Here is a 15,907-nt window from a genome sequence, read left to right on the forward strand (position 1 = left end):
AGGACGCCGCTAAATCGCCAGCGCCAATAACCATGCACGACCCGAGCGGAGGCAAGAGAAAAGCGGGTAGTCAGGATAGTGGTGCGCATGGTCATTCCTCTCGTCATTCATGCTGCAATCATTGTCGGCACGTTAGGGTGACATGCCTCTCGTCATGGATTTCGCAAGGCCCGAAACGCAAGAACCCCCGGCCGTGGCTGCGACCGGGGGTTCTTGAAGGTGGTGGCAGCCCGTACGAGACAGGCGCGCCGTAACCTCAGGCGCGCCCCTGTGTAAACCAATACCAATAGCCGGCCGCACACGCCGCCGTCACGACCTGGCCCGAAGGGCAGGCAGCGACAGTGAACGGGCGGTGGCTGGTGGTCTGATTCATGGGTCGGGCCGATATCCAGTAGTGACGATGAAAAAGGTGATAGGCCTATCCTTGCACTCCAGATCGTCCTGCGCAAGCGTGAACCGGCAACAAACCGTTGCCCGCACGCATAAAGAAGGGCTATCAGCCTGAAGTGGCATCAGTATAATCTTTGGTTGTCGAGCAACATGATCGGCAACACGCATTCGTCCAGCGGTGCCTGACACCGCGCCCACAGCTTGGAATGCATGCATGCAGGATTCCCGAAATGATGCACTGATTGAGTATCTGTCGGGATGCGCCCGGCAGGATGCCAAGGCACTGGATCAGCTCTATCGAGCGACCAGTGCGCATCTATACGCTCAGTTGCTGCGTATCTTGAGACATGAGGCATCCGCGCAGGATTGTCTTCAGCAGGTCTACATCCGGGTATGGGCCGCCGCCGCCCAGTATGACGCCGGCCGCGCCCGCCCGATGACCTGGCTCGGCACCATGACCCGCAACATCGCCATCGACTGGATACGTCGACAGCGACCCAGCGAGCATGACAGCGATGAATTGATCGCCGCCATGCCGGGGCGGAGTGATATCGAGGCAGATGTCGACCTGGCCCAGCACAGTGGTGAACTCCACCAGTGCCTGGCCGAGCTGAATGACGATCAACGCCGCGCCCTGGAACTGGCCTACTTCGAAGGCCTCACCCACCAGGATCTGGCCAATCAACTGGACCAGCCCTTGGGCACCGTCAAGAGCTGGGTCCGTCGTGGACTCGAGAGGTTGAAGACATGCATGAGTCATTTGATCTGAGCGACCCGGAACTGCGCGAAGCCGCAGCGGGCGAATATGCGCTCGGCACATTGACACGCGACGAGCGCGCGGCATTCGAGTCACTGCTGGCCGTCAGCCACGACCTGCAACGTGATGTGGAGCGCTGGCGCGAGCATCTCAACGTGTTCAATGAACAGCTTCCCCCCGTCACGCCACCGGCCCATGTCTGGCAAGGCATCGCCGAGGCGACGGGCACCGCCCGTCAGCCCTGGTGGCGTCGCCTGGGCCTGTGGCAAGGCATGACCGCCACGGCATTCAGCCTGGCACTGGCGGTCACCCTGACCTTCAGCCTGGGGCACAACGCGGGCATGGAGAGCGACTACGTGTTCGTGGTCAACAACTCTGACAGCAGCCCCGGCTGGATCGTCAACGCCTCCCATTCGGGCGAGATGATGGTGCAGGCCGTCAGGCCCGAAGCACCGGCCCCCGGCAAGGTCTGCGAGCTGTGGCTGATGGCCAAGGATGGCAAGGAGCCGATGTCACTGGGCATTCTGCCGCACTCCGGCACCATGAAGGTCGAGGTGCCCAAGGAGTATCTGGCCGCCTTCCCCGACAGCGATCTGGTGATCACGCTGGAAAGCCCGCAGGGCGCTCCCTCCGGCAACCAGATGGGGCCGACCCTCAAGAAGGGTCAGCTGACGCCGGTCGAAGGCCGCCACATCCTGTAAGCGCTTCGCTGGTGCAGAATGTCGCGTCAACGAAAAAAGCCCCCGCTGAGAAGCGGGGGCTTTTTTGTGCGGTGCTCATATGCCCAATGTCATGTCGCGAATGTCAGGTCTCGAATGTCGTATCGCAAATATCAGGAGCGATAACCGAAAGACCCGCAAACAGAAGGCATCAGCGCAGGTGGCGGCCACCATCCACCGGCAGGGTCGTGCCCGTGACATAGGGACTATCCAGCAGGTAGCGCAGCGCCTGCCAGATGACGCCAGGCCCCGGTACCTGCTGCATCAACGACTTGGCGCGCGCACGCTCGGCATAGTCATCATCATCGTCCGGGCGCAGCATGATCAGCGCCGGCGCGATGGTGTTGACCTGGATGCGTGGCGCGAACATCGACGCGAACGACAAGGTCAGGTTCTCGAGCCCCGCCTTGCTGGCCGCGTAGGCCGCATGCTTGCGCGAGCCCTTCTGGACCACGAAGTCACTCATGTGGACGATGTCCGCCTGCTTCTCGACTCCGGCTTCCAGCAGATCGCGCAGCGCCAGATTGATCAGGTACGGCGCCTGCATGTGGACACGGAACAGGTGCTCGAACAGCTCGCCCTGCCCCTCGCCGTCGCCATCCGGCGCCCAGTCGCCGGCATTGTGCACGATGGCCCGCAATGTCGGAGTCAGCTCACGAATCGCCGCGATGAAGGCCTGGATGCCTGCCTCGCTGGAGAAATCCGCCTGCACGGTGCGAATGCCCAGCGCGCGCAGGGCATCGAGCTCTTCCCGCTCGCGTCGATAACTGATGATGACCGGATGACCATCATCGATCAGTCGCTCGGCACAATAGCGCCCCAGACGCTGCGCGCCACCGGTGATCAGTATCGGGGACTGACTCATTCACTCGACTCCTTCAGGCAATGTCAGGCTGCTTCAGGCAGAGACCAGCGCCGGGTCCAGCAGCGGCTCGCGTGGCGCATAACTGAACACATCGGAGCTCAGCGCGCTGGCCTCGACACCCAATGGCGTCAGCGCATCGACACAGGCATAGACCATGCCCGGCGAGCCGGACAGATAGACGCGCTTGCCCGCCATGCTGCCCGCGTGCTTGCGCAGCGCCTCATCGATACGCCCCAGATGGCCATTGAAAGCGGCCTCGACACCGGCCGCTTCCAGCGCGCGATGGTGGGCATCACCGACTTCCGGCGCTTCTTCCAGCACCGGGAAATAACGGAAGTTGGGCTGACTGGCGGCCCAGTTGAGCGCCGCGCTCTCCAGGTACAGATCACGCCGCTCACGCGCCGCCCACCACAGCTCGATGGGCTGGGTCAGGCCACGCGCAAACGCCGCCTGCAGCATGGCGTGCATCTGCGAGAACCCGGTGCCGGCACAGATCAGCACGATGGGGCTGGGGTCGTCGAGGTCCAGCACGCACTCCCCACTGGGCAGACGTAGCTCAAGTTGATTGGCCGCGACCAGCAGGCTGCGCAGACGCGCGGAATTGCTGCGCTCCGGCCAATGCTGGATATGCAGCTCGAGCACGCCATCATCACTGGCGGCATTGGCGATGGAGAACGGTACCCAGGTGGTGTCATCGAGCTTCATCTCGAGATACTGGCCCGGCGCGTGCGCCAGGGCCTCGGGACGTGCGGCGAAGCGCACACGAAACACGTCCGGGGTCAGATCTTCCACACTCTCGACATGACAGGTCAGGGTCCGCGCCGTCATCGTATCCTCTTGTTATCTGATGCCTGCCGCCAGCGCGCCGCGCAACGACAGGGTAAATGCATGGGTGTTGATGGTCTGTCGCGGAATCAGTCCAGAATGCCCAGACTGTCCCAGCGTTCATCGACACGGGATGTGATCTCTTCGCTCATCACGATGGGCTCGCCCCACTCGCGGTCCGTCTCGCCGGGCCACTTGTTGGTCGCGTCCATGCCCATCTTGGAGCCAAGACCCGCCGTTGGCGAGGCGAAGTCCAGATAATCGATCGGCGTATTGTCGACCAGAACGGTATCACGGCTCGGGTCCATGCGCGTGGTGATGGCCCAGATGACATCTTCCCACTTGCGGGCATCGACATCATCATCCAGCACGATCACGAACTTGGTGTACATGAACTGACGCAGGAAGCTCCAGACCCCCATCATCACGCGCTTGGCGTGGCCGGGGTACTGCTTCTTCATCGTCACCACCGCCATGCGGTAAGAGCAGCCTTCCGGCGGCAGATAGAAGTCGACGATCTCCGGGAACTGCTTGCGCAGAATCGGCACGAAGACTTCATTGAGCGCCAGGCCGAGAATCGCCGGCTCATCCGGCGGACGCCCGGTATAGGTGGAGTGATAGATCGGGTCGCGCCGATGGGTGATGCGCTCGATGGTGAAGACAGGGAAGGTCTCCACCTCGTTGTAATAGCCGGTGTGATCGCCGTAGGGGCCTTCCGGTGCCACGTCATCCGGATACAGATAGCCTTCCAGGATGATCTCGGCGCTGGCCGGGACTTCGAGATCCGACAGGCCGCATTTGACCAGCTCGGTGCGCGAGCCGCGCAGCAGACCGGCAAAGGCATACTCGGAGAGTGAATCCGGTACCGGCGTGACAGCGCCGAGGATGGTGGCCGGATCGGCACCCAGTGCCACCGCGACCGGGAAGGGCTCGCCCGGATGGGCCTTCTGCCACTCGCGGAAGTCCAGCGCGCCGCCACGGTGTGCCAGCCAGCGCATGATCAGGCGATTCTTGCCGAGCTTCTGCTGACGATAGATGCCGAGGTTCTGGCGCTCCTTGTGCGGACCACGGGTGATCACCAGCGGCCAGGTCACCAGCGGCGCGGCATCCCCCGGCCAGCAGTGCTGGATCGGAATCATGTCGAGATCGACTTCATCCCCTTCCAGCACGATCTCCTGACAGGGCGCACGCTTGACCTTCTTCGGCCCCATGCTCATCACCTGCTTGAAGATCGGCAGCTTGTCCCAGGCATCACGGAAGCCCTTGGGCGGCTCCGGCTCCTTGAGGAAGGCCAGCAGCTCGCCGACTTCGCGCAAGGCCTCGACGGATTCCTGGCCCATGCCCAGCGCCACGCGCCGCGGCGTGCCGAACAGATTGCCCAGCACCGGCATGCTGTGGCCCTTGACGTTCTCGAACAGCAACGCCGGACCACCCGCCTTCAGGGTGCGATCGCAGATCTCGGTCATCTCCAGATAGGGGTCCACCTCGGCACGAATGCGCTTGAGTTCGCCCTTCTCTTCCAGCGCCGCGATGAAATCGCGTAAGTCTCGATACTGCATGGGAGTTTCCGCTCGGCTTGATCAAGTCCCGAGCATACCATTGCCAGCCGGCACTCGGCAGGTCAGCAACGCAAGACGCCCACTTCCCGGGCGGGAAGTGGGCGTCCTGGCAAGCACCTGTCGAGAACATGGCCAGCCAACCGGCTGGGCCAAGTGTCGATCAGCGGCGCTTCATGGCCTCGAAGAACTCGAGGTTGGTCTTGGTATCTTTCAGGCGATCGATCAGGAACTCGGTAGCCGCCACGTCTTCCATCGGGTTGAGCAGCTTGCGCAGGATCCACATGCGCTGCATTTCATCCTCGGACGCGATCAGGTCTTCACGACGCGTGCCGGAGCGACGGATGTTGAGGGCCGGGAAGACACGACGCTCGGCCAGCTTGCGGTCGAGGTGAGCTTCCATGTTACCGGTGCCCTTGAATTCCTCGAAGATGACTTCGTCCATCTTGGAGCCGGTATCGACCAGCGCCGTGGCGAGGATGGTCAGGCTGCCGCCTTCTTCGATGTTACGCGCGGCACCGAAGAAGCGCTTCGGCTTCTCGAGCGCGTGAGCGTCGACACCACCGGTCAGCACCTTGCCGGAGGACGGCACCACGGTGTTGTAGGCACGCGCCAGACGGGTCACGGAATCGAGCAGGATGACGACATCCTTCTTGTGCTCGACCAGACGCTTGGCCTTCTCGATCACCATCTCGGCGACCTGGACGTGACGGGCCGGCGGCTCATCGAAGGTGGAGGCCACGACTTCGCCACGCACGGTGCGCGACATCTCGGTAACCTCCTCGGGACGCTCATCGATCAGCAGTACGATGAGGTGACATTCGGGGTTGTTGCGCGTGATGGAGGCGGCGATGTTCTGCAGCATCATCGTCTTGCCCGCCTTGGGCGGCGAGACGATCAGGCCACGCTGGCCCTTGCCGATCGGGGCGGTCAGATCAAGGATGCGCGAGGTGATGTCTTCGGTGGAACCGTTGCCGATTTCCATCAGCAGGCGCGACTGCGGGAACAGCGGCGTCAGGTTCTCGAACAGGATCTTGTGCTTGGCATTCTCGGGGCGGTCAAAGTTGATCTGATTGACCTTGAGCAGCGCGAAGTAACGCTCCCCTTCCTTCGGCGGTCGAATCTTGCCGGAGATGGTGTCGCCCTTGCGCAGATTGAAGCGACGGATCTGGGACGGTGAAACGTAGATGTCATCAGGGCCCGCGAGGTAGGAAGAGTCTGCACTGCGAAGGAAGCCGAAGCCGTCCTGCAGGATTTCCAGAACGCCGTCGCCGTAGATGTCCTCACCGCTTTTCGCGTGCTTCTTGAGGATGGCGAAGATGATGTCCTGCTTGCGCGAACGTGCCAGATTATCGATGCCCATCGTCTGGGCAAGTTCCAGCAGTTCGGGGACAGTATTTTGCTTGAGTTGGGTAAGATTCATCGGCTTTGTTTGAACGTGGCTCAGGTCAGCAGGGCTGATAGATAAGAAGGGAATCGAGAAGACGGGCAGAAGGCAAGGACCGGCACTGCAAAGGTGCAGACAGAACTCGACAGCATTCCCGGAGGCAAGCGCCTGAGCTGGATGAAGACAGGTGCCAAAAGTTCAGGAAAGATCACTCACCACGGCCGAACAACGAATTCAGCAACGGAGTGTCGAGCTACGGATGTCCAGCGACGACGGACCGGTCGAAGGGACACGGAGCGTCATGCTTCCTGACAGAAAAGTCTTCTCGATATGGAATCTAGCGGTATGAATCGCCTGGTGGCTGGCCGGCGTGTCGCGGGCAGCATTACCAGAGGGCTGGCTGACAACTGGGGGACCGTGGGACGGTCGACATGACGCAATCAGAGAGCGTGTAATCAGGCGAACGTCTCGATGGTAGTCAAGCCGGCCCCTGAACGCAAGCCCCGGCGGCCTGGTGGCGCTCGCTAGCGGCCAGCCAGCGCTGCAATAGCCGCCGCTGACGTGGCGCTTTCACTGACGGCTTAAGGCACCCGGCGGCGGCAAGGTCCGATTCACAGATTGGCATCCAGAAAGGCTGCCAGCTGCGCGCGCGGCATGGCGCCCACCTTGCTGGCTTCGACATTGCCGCCCACAAACAGCATCAATGTCGGCACACCGCGCACGCCGAAGCGGGCGGCGAGTTCAGGGGCTTCATCGACATCGACCTTGACGATCTTGAGCTGCCCTTCGTATTCCTCGGCCAGGGATTCCAGCGTCGGTGCCACGCTCTTGCACGGCCCGCACCAGGAAGCCCAGAAATCCACCAGCACCGGATGCTCGCTCTCCAGCACCACGGATTCGAAGTCCCTTTCTGCAATCGGTACCACACGTTCGCTCATCGCGACGTTATCTCCCAGACCCGTTTGGTCTTGCTGATTGTGCTGCGTGATGGCTTGCGACTCATTGAGCGTGATGATGACCCGCGACTTCGTCGTTCTGTCATATCACGCCGCTAGAATAGCATGCCCCATGCGCTGAATGTGCCGCCAGCCCCTCGTGGTGATGGCGCCGTGTGTGCCACCGGTTTGACACCTCTGGCCAGTCGCCGCAATCTTGCGAGAGTCGCCGCCGCGACCTGCTGCCAGCGTCATCTTCCCGCAGCAGGCTCGCGCCCGGTGGCCGCCCACGCTCACGACAACTTCATTGCGCCATGGTCGCTACGCAAGGAAGCCGTCGCAGGAGTTGGCGTGAAGGAGGCAGTGCATGATGCCTGCCATGAATGACCCGCCGTAAAGGACTCCGCCCTTGAGTGAATCAGCACCCTCCCAGCACCCGCAACCCACCGCCTCTGATGAAGGCAGCGCCGGCAACGAGGCCCCGCTGCTGAAGCTGGCCGCCATCGATCTGGGTTCCAACAGCTTCCACCTGCTGCTGGCCAACCACCAGGCGGGGCAATTGCAGGTCGTGGCCAAGCAGGGTGAGAAGGTCCAGCTGGCGGCAGGGCTGGACGAAGACGGCATGCTCAGCGAGGAAGCCATGGAGCGCGCCCTCAACTGCCTCGCCCAGTTCGCGCCCTTCATCGATGGCATCGAGGCCGACCATCTGCGGGTCGTGGGCACCAACGCCCTGCGCGCCGCGCGTAACAGTGAAGAACTGATCGAGCGTGCCGAGGCCCTGCTGGGGCATCCCATCGAGATCATCGCCGGGCGCGAAGAAGCCCGCCTCATCTATCTGGGCGCGGCGCATGCACTGGCCGATGTGCACGGCAAGCGCCTGATCGTCGATATCGGCGGTGGTTCCACCGAGTTCATCATCGGTGAGCAGTTCGAGCCCCAGCTGCTGGAAAGCCTGCACATGGGCTGCGTCGCCTATACCAAGGCCTTCTTCCAGGATGGCGAGATCAGCGAGAAGCGCATGCGCCGCGCCGAGCTGGCCGCACGCTCGGAACTGGCCAGCATCCAGCGCACCTATCGCGAGATGGGCTGGGATGACCCGGTCGGCTCCTCGGGCACCATCAAGGCCGCCGCCAACGTGCTGGAAGCGCACGGCTGGGCCCCACATGGCGTGGTCACACGTGAAGGGCTGCACAAGCTGCGCGCGGCACTGCTGGAGTTCAAGCGCCTCGACAAGGTCAGCCTGCCGGGCCTGAAGAGCGATCGCGCCACCGTCTTCCCGGCGGGCATCGCCATCCTGTGCGGTGTCTTCGAGGCACTGGGACTGGAACAGATGCGTTACTCCGACGGCGCGCTGCGTGAAGGCGTACTGTTCGATCTGATCGGGCGCAACACGCCGGAGGATTCGCGTCTGTCGGCCATCGAGTCGCTGCAGCGTCGTTACGGCATCGATACCCGCCACGCCAGCAATGTGCGCGACACCGCCCTGCAGCTGTTCGATCAGGTCGCCGGCGACTGGGCGCTGGGGGCGACGTCACGTCAGCTGCTGAGCTGGGCCGCTGACCTCCACGAAGTCGGCCAGGCGATTTCCCACAGCCAGTTCCATCGCCATGGCGCCTACCTGCTCGAGCATTCCGACCTACTCGGCTTCTCGCGTCCGGAACAGCGCGCGCTGGCCTTCCTGGTCCGCGCCCACCGTCGCAAGTTCCCCAAGAACGAACTGGCGGCGCTGCCGGAGCCGCAGCAACCGCGTCTGGCGCGTCTGGCACGCCTGCTGCGCATAGCGGTGATGCTCAACCATTCACGCTCGGAAGCGCCGGTGCTCGGCATGCACCTCAGCGCCGAAGGCGACGACCTGACGCTCAACCTGACCGAGGAATATCGCGATCACAGCCTGATCAACGATGACCTCAGCCAGGAAAGCGAGTTGCAGAAAGCCGCCGGCATGACGCTGACACTGGCCGATGCCTGAGCGAGCACTGCGCAAGACATCGGCGAGACCGCCCGCTGGCCTCACTACTGTGTGAATGAGGCCAGTAGCCACCAGCCCCGCGAGGGATGCCACAGCCCCGCGATTGTCCCGTCGTGCATGCGTGCCACACGCAACTGGTCACGCTGCCACGGCGGGATGTCGGCTTCCTGCAGCAAACGCTTGATATCACGCCGCCCCCGCCCTGCCACTCGCAGTACATCTCCCGGCTGACGTGAGGTGAAGGCAACATGCTGCTCGTCCCTCCCCAGCGCCCGCCATGCCTTGCGCGCCTCAGCATCCCACTCAGAGGAAGGCGTCTCTCCGGGTTGGCGACCACTTCTCGCGTAGCCGGTATCGCCTTGTCGATGACGCACACCCTGCTCAATAACGGTATCTGACACCTGCCACCACAGCTGGCCGCGCCACGCACGCACGCTGACGGCATATTCGGCATTGGCCCAGTGCACCTCGGCCACCGAGTCGGGCGGCGTGGCGATCAACTGCTGCAGGCTCATCAAGCGACCCCGCGGCGGCACCGGCCAGCCACGCGACTGGCATAGATGGCGCAGGACCAACCGCTGACGTGACTCACTCAAGCCTGCCAGCCTCGCCAGTGACAGCTGCGTCTCTTGCTCCCGCCCCTGATCCAGGCCCTGATTTAGTCCCTGCCCCTGCTCATGTCCCCGCTCATGTCCTTGAGCCAGGCGCTTTGCGCCTGACACCTGAACCTTCGCCAGCAGCTCGGCCGCCAGCTCATCAAGCAGTGACTGCTCTTCCTGCAACTGCTGCGCCGAACGCGCCAGGCTGGCCACGGCCTGCGGCCAGCGCGCCTGCAGCAGCGGCACGACACTGTGGCGCAGATAGTTGCGATCAAACTGCTGATCGACATTGCTGGGGTCTTCGCACCAGTCACGCCCGGCCTGCAAGCCCTGCTGGCGCGCCAATGTCAGGATTTCATGGCGCGGGATGCCCAACAGCGGCCGGAGTAGTCGCGCCCGCTCATGGGCGAGCTGGTCTTGCCCGGGAGACGCCTCGCCCACGGCCAGCGCCCGCTCAGGCGGCATGGCCGCCAGCCCGCGCCCGCCACTGCCACGCAGCGCGTTGAGCAACAGCGTCTCGGCCTGATCATCCTGATGCTGCGCCAGCCACAGGCTATCCCCCGCCACCAGACAGGTGCTCAGTGCCGCCAGCCGCCCTTCGCGCGCTGCCGCCTCCAGTCCTCGCGACTTGAGTGCTGTCTCCGCCAGCGCCAGATGACGCACGCTCAGCGGTAGCCCGAGACGCGAGGCCAGCCTGCGCGCCAGCTGCTCGAAATCATCGTTGGCCGCCTGCAGGCCGTGATGCACATGCACCAGCCGCACTCGGCGTGGGCAGTCCTTGAGCGCGCGTGCCGCCAGCCGCGCCAGCATCACCGAATCCAGCCCGCCCGAGAGCGCGATCCACACCGTGCGCCTGGCATCGCTGGCCTCGAGCGCCTCGCGCACGGCGACGAGTGCCCGCGACTCCGCCATCTCGCTCAGCGGTTGAGCACGCAGGCACAGCGAATCCGGTGAGGGGGACAGAGACATGTCGGGCTCCTGTCGCGAAGCGGATGAAGGAAGTGGAGGAGAAAAGGAAGTGGAGAAGAAAGCGCCGACCCTGAACGCAAGAACGCCCCCGGAAGAATCCGGAGGCGTCCTGGTCACGCGGGCATGAGCCGATCGCGCATCACGCGAGAGGCACCGGGATCATGCCGGGGCGCCGTAGCTCATCAGGCGCTGGTAACGACGCTCCAGCAGGGCATCGGTATCCAGGGCGCCAAGACGCTCCAGACCTTCGCCCAGCGCAGCCTTGATGCTGTCGGCGGCGGACTGCGGGTTGCGATGCGCGCCACCCAGCGGCTCCTTGATCAGGTTGTCGACGAAGCCCAGCTCCTTGAGACGCGAGGCAGTGATGCCCATCGCATCAGCGGCGTCGGCGGCACGCTCGGCGCTCTTCCACAGGATGGAGGCGCAACCTTCCGGCGAGATCACCGAGTAGGTGGAGTACTGCAGCATGTTCAGCTCGTCACACACGCCGATGGCCAGTGCGCCGCCGGAACCACCCTCACCGATGACGGTGGAGATGATCGGCGTCTTCAGGCGAGACATCACCGCCAGGTTGTAGGCGATGGCCTCGGATTGACCGCGCTCCTCGGCACCGATGCCCGGATAGGCACCCGGCGTGTCGATGAAGGTCAGGATCGGCATCTTGAAACGCTCGGCCATTTCCATCAGACGGCAGGCCTTGCGGTAGCCCTCCGGACGCGGCATGCCGAAGTTGCGACGCACCTTTTCCTTCACGTCGCGGCCTTTCTGGTGACCGATCACCATCACCGGCTTGTCGTCGAGACGCGCGATACCGCCGACCAGCGCTTCGTCGTCCGCGTAGTGACGGTCGCCGTGCAGCTCATCGAAATCCGTGAACAGATTCTCGAGGTAGTCGAGGGTATACGGGCGCTGCGGGTGACGTGCCAGCTGAGATACCTGCCAGGCGCCGAGGTCCTTGAAGATGGACTCGGTGAGCTTGGTGCTCTTTTCCTGCAGGCGAGCGATCTCGTCAGACAGGTTGACCTGGGAGTCGTTACCGACCAGACGGAGTTCCTCGATCTTGGCCTGCAGCTCGGCGATCGGCTGTTCAAAGTCCAGATAATTGGGATTCATAAGGCGTTTCGTTCGTCGTCTCGGGCAGCCAGGAAAGCGAGTCGGCCGGGTCACTCCCCCTGAGCACACGCTCAGGCGATCTGTGGCTCGCGGCGGTCACAGTCGGCATGGAATTGGGTACGGAAAAGATGGACAGGCATTATCGCACCCTGTTCGACAGGTGCAAACCTTGCCCGCCTGTTAGGCGTGGATTAACTCTGCACCCACGCCGCTCATCTCGGTGCTGCGCCTGCCCCGCCGCTTGGCGAGGCAGGCACCATCCTGTGGGCCAGCACCTCAGTCACGGTACTTGAGGCGCACACCGCGCTGGCCTTCCACCTCACCCAGCTGGATCAACAACTCATCACTGGGCGCAACGCGCCATTGCTCGCCCAGCTCCAGCCAGGCCTCCGCCGCGGCGTTGCGATAACGCAGGCGCATCGGCAGGCCTTCGCTGGCCAGGTGCGGCGTCAGCAAGGTGGTCAGCTGCTGGGTGAAGCGACCGCCGATGTCCTCGGCGGCGATACTCATCTCGACCGCCTCACCGAAGCGCGCCCGCGCATCGATGATCGGCGTGACATCCTTGCCGCGCAGACGCAGGCCACCGGAATAGTCATCCTGGCTGACCTCGCCCTCGACGATCACCACGCTGTCAGGTACCAGCTTGTTGCGCACCTGATCGTAAAGCTCACCGAACATCGAGGCCTCGATGCGCCCGGTGCGGTCATCCAGGGTCACGAAGGCCATGGTGTCGCCCCGCTTGGACTTCATGGTGCGCATGGCGATCACCAGCCCGGCGATGCGCTGCGGCTCACGCGACGGCTTCAGATCACTGATGCGCGCATTGATGAAGCGCTTGAGCTCACCCTCATACTCATCGATGGGGTGGCCGGTCAGATAGAGTCCCAGCGTGTCCTTCTCACCGGTGAGGCGCTCCTTGTCGGTCCACTCGCGCGCCTTGCGATAGCCGGCGTAGACATCGGTTTCCGGCTCGCTGAAGGCATCGCCGAACATGTCGGTGATGCCGACATCATTGTTGGCGTGATTCTGGGAGGCGGCCTTGAGCGCATCCTCCACCGCCAGCATCAGCACCGCACGCGACGGGCCGATGTTGTCCAGCGCGCCGGAGCGGATCAGCGCTTCCAGGGTGCGCTTATTGATCTTCTTGGCGTCGATGCGCTTGCAGAAATCGAAGATGTCGCTGAACGGGCCACCCTCGGCGCGCGCGCTGACGATCGCATCGATCGGGCCCTCGCCGACGCCACGGATGGCGCCCAGGCCGTAGACGACGCGCCCTTCCAGATCGACGGTGAACTTGTAGCCGCCGATGTTCACATCCGGCGGCGTGACCGTCAGGCCGATATGACGGCACTCCTCGATCAGCGGCACTACCTTCTCGATGGTCTGCATCTCGGTCGAGATCACCGCGGCCATGAACGGCCCCGGATAGTGCGCCTTCAGCCAGCCGGTCTGGTAGGAGACGAGACCATAGGCCGCCGAGTGCGACTTGTTGAAGCCGTAACCGGCGAATTTTTCCACCAGGTCGAAGATGTTGCCGGCGAGGTCCTTGTCGATGCCCTTGCCCGCACAGCCTTCCATGAAGCCGGCGCGCTGCTTGGCCATCTCTTCCGGCTTCTTCTTGCCCATCGCGCGGCGCAGCATGTCGGCCTGACCCAGCGTATAGCCGGCCAGCACCTGCGCGATCTGCATGACCTGCTCCTGGTACAGGATGATGCCGTAGGTCGGCTCCAGTACCGGCTTGAGCAGCTCATGCTGGTAATCCGGGTGTGGATAAGACACTTCGGAACGGCCGTGCTTGCGGTTGATGAAATCATCCACCATGCCGGACTGCAGCGGGCCGGGACGGAACAGGGCCACCAGGGCGATCATGTCTTCCAGGCAGTCGGGTTTGAGCTTCTTGATCAGCTCCTTCATGCCGCGGGATTCCAGCTGGAAGACGGCCGTCGTCTCCGCCTTCTGCAGCATGTCGAAGGTCTTGGCGTCATCCAGCGGGATATCATCGATATCCAGCGGCGCCAGCCCTTCCCGCTCACGGATCTTGTCGACCATCTCGGTCGCCCAGTCGATGATGGTCAGGGTGCGCAGACCCAGGAAATCGAACTTGACCAGCCCGGCCTCCTCGACGTCGTTCTTGTCGAACTGGACCACCAGACCGCTGCCGTCTTCATCACACAGCAGCGGCGCGAAGTCGGTCAGCTTGGTCGGCGCGATCACCACGCCCCCGGCGTGCTTGCCGGTGCCGCGCGTGGTGCCCTCGAGCTTGAGCGCCATCTCCCAGATTTCCTGGGCTTCCTCGTCGTTGTCGATGAATTCCTTGAGCTGCGGCTCCTGCTCGATGGCCTTCTCGAGCGTGATGCCGACCTCGAAGGGAATCAGCTTGGAGAGCTTGTCACCCAGCGAGTAGGGCTTGCCCTGGGCACGCGCCACGTCACGCACCACGGCCTTGGCGGCCATGGTGCCGAAGGTGACGATCTGCGAGACCGCGTTGCGCCCGTAGCGCTCGGCCACGTAGTCGATCACGCGGTCACGCTTCTCCATGCAGAAATCGACGTCAAAGTCGGGCATGGAGACACGTTCCGGGTTCAGGAAGCGCTCGAACAGCAGGTCATATTCCAGCGGGTCCAGATCGGTGATCTTCTGGGCGTAGGCCACCAGCGAGCCGGCACCGGAACCACGCCCCGGGCCGACCGGCACGCCGTTGTCCTTGCCCCACTGGATGAAGTCCATGACGATCAGGAAGTAACCGGGGAAGCCCATCTGCAGGATGATGTCGAGCTCGAAATCCAGCCGCGTGCGATAGCGCTGCTCGATCTCGGCCCAGGCCTCGCTGTCGCGCGGATGCCTGGCGTGCGGATACAGCTTGTCGAGGCGCTCCGTCAGGCCATCATGCGAGACCTTGCGGAAGAACTGGTCCATCGTCATGCCTTCCGGCACCGGGAACTCGGGCAGGAAGTAGGTGCCCAGCTGCACGGTCACCGAGCAGCGCGCCGCGATCAGCACACTGTTCTCGAGCGCCTCGGGAATGTCGGAGAACAGCTCGCTCATCTCCTCGGCGCTCTTCAGGTACTGCTCATCGCTGTATCGGGTCTCGCGCCGCGGGTCATCCAGCGCCTTGCCTTCGCCGATGGAGACGCGCGTCTCGTGGGCCCAGTAGTCCTCCCGCTTGAGGAAGCGCACATCATTGGTGGCGACCACCGGCGTATCGGTGGCCTCGGCCAGCGCCACCGACAGGTGCAGGCACTCTTCCTCGTACTGACGCTGGGTGCGGGTCAGCTCCAGATAGAAGCGATCCCCGAACACCGCCTTCCACTCACCGAGCAGCGCCCGGGCGCTGTCTTCGTGGTCCGACAGCAGATGACGGCCGATCTCGCCTTCACGGCCACCGGACAGCACGATCAGGCCCTCGGCCTGCTCGAAGATCCACTGTTTCTCGAGGTAGGCGCGGTCCTGCTTCTGGCCATCGGTCCAGCCGCGCGAGATCAGTTCGGTAAGATTGCGATAACCGGTGTCGTTCATCGCCAGCAGCGTGAGGCGATACGGGCGCGTGGCATCCTGGGGATTGATCAGCCACATGTCGGCCCCGATGATCGGCTTGATGCCGGCAGCGCGCGCATTGGAGTAGAACTTGACCAGCCCGAACAGGTTGGCCTCGTCAGTCACCGCGACAGCCGGCTGGCCCGCCGCGGCGGTCGCCTTGATCAGCGGCTTGACGCCGGGCAGACCATCGACGAGGGAGAACTCGGTGTGAACGCGCAGGTGAACAAAGGGCGTGGTCATGGAATCGGCTCGTGAAGTCGGCGTGACGGTGAAGGATTCGGTTGCG

At 63.5% G+C, this 15,907-nt stretch carries 11 protein-coding genes; 3 read left to right on the top strand and 8 right to left on the bottom strand.

Annotated elements, in window-relative coordinates; translation table 11 throughout:
- Positions 1-604: 604 nt before the first annotated feature.
- Both QD356_RS15410 and QD356_RS15415 read left to right on the top strand, forming a co-directional pair.
- Positions 605-1,159 (top strand): sigma-70 family RNA polymerase sigma factor, encoded by a 555-nt coding sequence (locus QD356_RS15410; protein ID WP_043332989.1) that lies wholly within the window; start codon positions 605-607, stop codon positions 1,157-1,159.
- Positions 1,138-1,848, top strand: a complete 711-nt coding sequence (locus QD356_RS15415) for an anti-sigma factor (protein ID WP_107335921.1) — start codon at positions 1,138-1,140, stop codon at positions 1,846-1,848. The genes QD356_RS15410 and QD356_RS15415 overlap by 22 nt, the downstream gene beginning before the upstream one ends.
- Before the next feature lie 169 nt (positions 1,849-2,017).
- On the opposite strand, the gene folM is transcribed toward QD356_RS15415, so the two are convergent.
- The 5 genes from folM to trxA all read right to left on the bottom strand — a co-directional run bounded on the left by folM (position 2,018) and on the right by trxA (position 7,437).
- Positions 2,018-2,731, bottom strand: a complete 714-nt coding sequence (gene folM, locus QD356_RS15420) for a dihydromonapterin reductase (protein ID WP_192839163.1) — start codon at positions 2,729-2,731, stop codon at positions 2,018-2,020.
- 33 nt (positions 2,732-2,764) lie between these two features.
- The gene (locus QD356_RS15425) at positions 2,765-3,559 is read right to left on the bottom strand and encodes an FAD-binding oxidoreductase (protein WP_043332993.1); all 795 of its coding nucleotides are present in this window, start codon (positions 3,557-3,559) and stop codon (positions 2,765-2,767) included.
- A gap of 86 nt (positions 3,560-3,645) precedes the next feature.
- Positions 3,646-5,115: a 4-hydroxy-3-polyprenylbenzoate decarboxylase gene (gene ubiD, locus QD356_RS15430; RefSeq protein ID WP_153636602.1), complete on the bottom strand. Its 1,470-nt coding sequence runs from the start codon at positions 5,113-5,115 to the stop codon at positions 3,646-3,648.
- Between the two features lie 160 nt (positions 5,116-5,275).
- On the bottom strand, positions 5,276-6,535 hold the full coding sequence (gene rho / locus QD356_RS15435; protein ID WP_043332997.1) for a transcription termination factor Rho: 1,260 nt from the start codon (positions 6,533-6,535) through the stop codon (positions 5,276-5,278).
- Between the two features lie 575 nt (positions 6,536-7,110).
- Positions 7,111-7,437, bottom strand: coding sequence for a thioredoxin (trxA, locus tag QD356_RS15440; RefSeq protein ID WP_043332999.1), 327 nt, complete (start codon positions 7,435-7,437; stop codon positions 7,111-7,113).
- A 481-nt stretch (positions 7,438-7,918) separates the two neighbouring features.
- Between trxA and ppx the strand changes: the two genes are divergently transcribed.
- On the top strand, positions 7,919-9,403 hold the full coding sequence (ppx, locus tag QD356_RS15445) for an exopolyphosphatase (RefSeq protein WP_192839200.1): 1,485 nt from the start codon (positions 7,919-7,921) through the stop codon (positions 9,401-9,403).
- 44 nt (positions 9,404-9,447) lie between these two features.
- On the opposite strand, the gene tilS is transcribed toward ppx, so the two are convergent.
- The 3 genes from tilS to dnaE form a co-directional block, all read right to left on the bottom strand.
- Positions 9,448-10,971, bottom strand: a complete 1,524-nt coding sequence (gene tilS, locus QD356_RS15450) for a tRNA lysidine(34) synthetase TilS (protein ID WP_192839164.1) — start codon at positions 10,969-10,971, stop codon at positions 9,448-9,450.
- A gap of 159 nt (positions 10,972-11,130) precedes the next feature.
- A complete protein-coding gene (gene accA, locus QD356_RS15455; protein WP_043333001.1) occupies positions 11,131-12,084 on the bottom strand; it encodes an acetyl-CoA carboxylase carboxyl transferase subunit alpha in 954 nt (317 codons plus the stop codon).
- Between the two features lie 276 nt (positions 12,085-12,360).
- The gene (dnaE, locus tag QD356_RS15460) at positions 12,361-15,861 is read right to left on the bottom strand and encodes a DNA polymerase III subunit alpha (protein ID WP_054556522.1); all 3,501 of its coding nucleotides are present in this window, start codon (positions 15,859-15,861) and stop codon (positions 12,361-12,363) included.
- Positions 15,862-15,907 lie beyond the last annotated feature (46 nt).

The organism is Cobetia sp. 2AS (assembly GCF_029846355.1).
GTDB classification, from domain to species: Bacteria; Pseudomonadota; Gammaproteobacteria; order Pseudomonadales; family Halomonadaceae; genus Cobetia; species Cobetia amphilecti.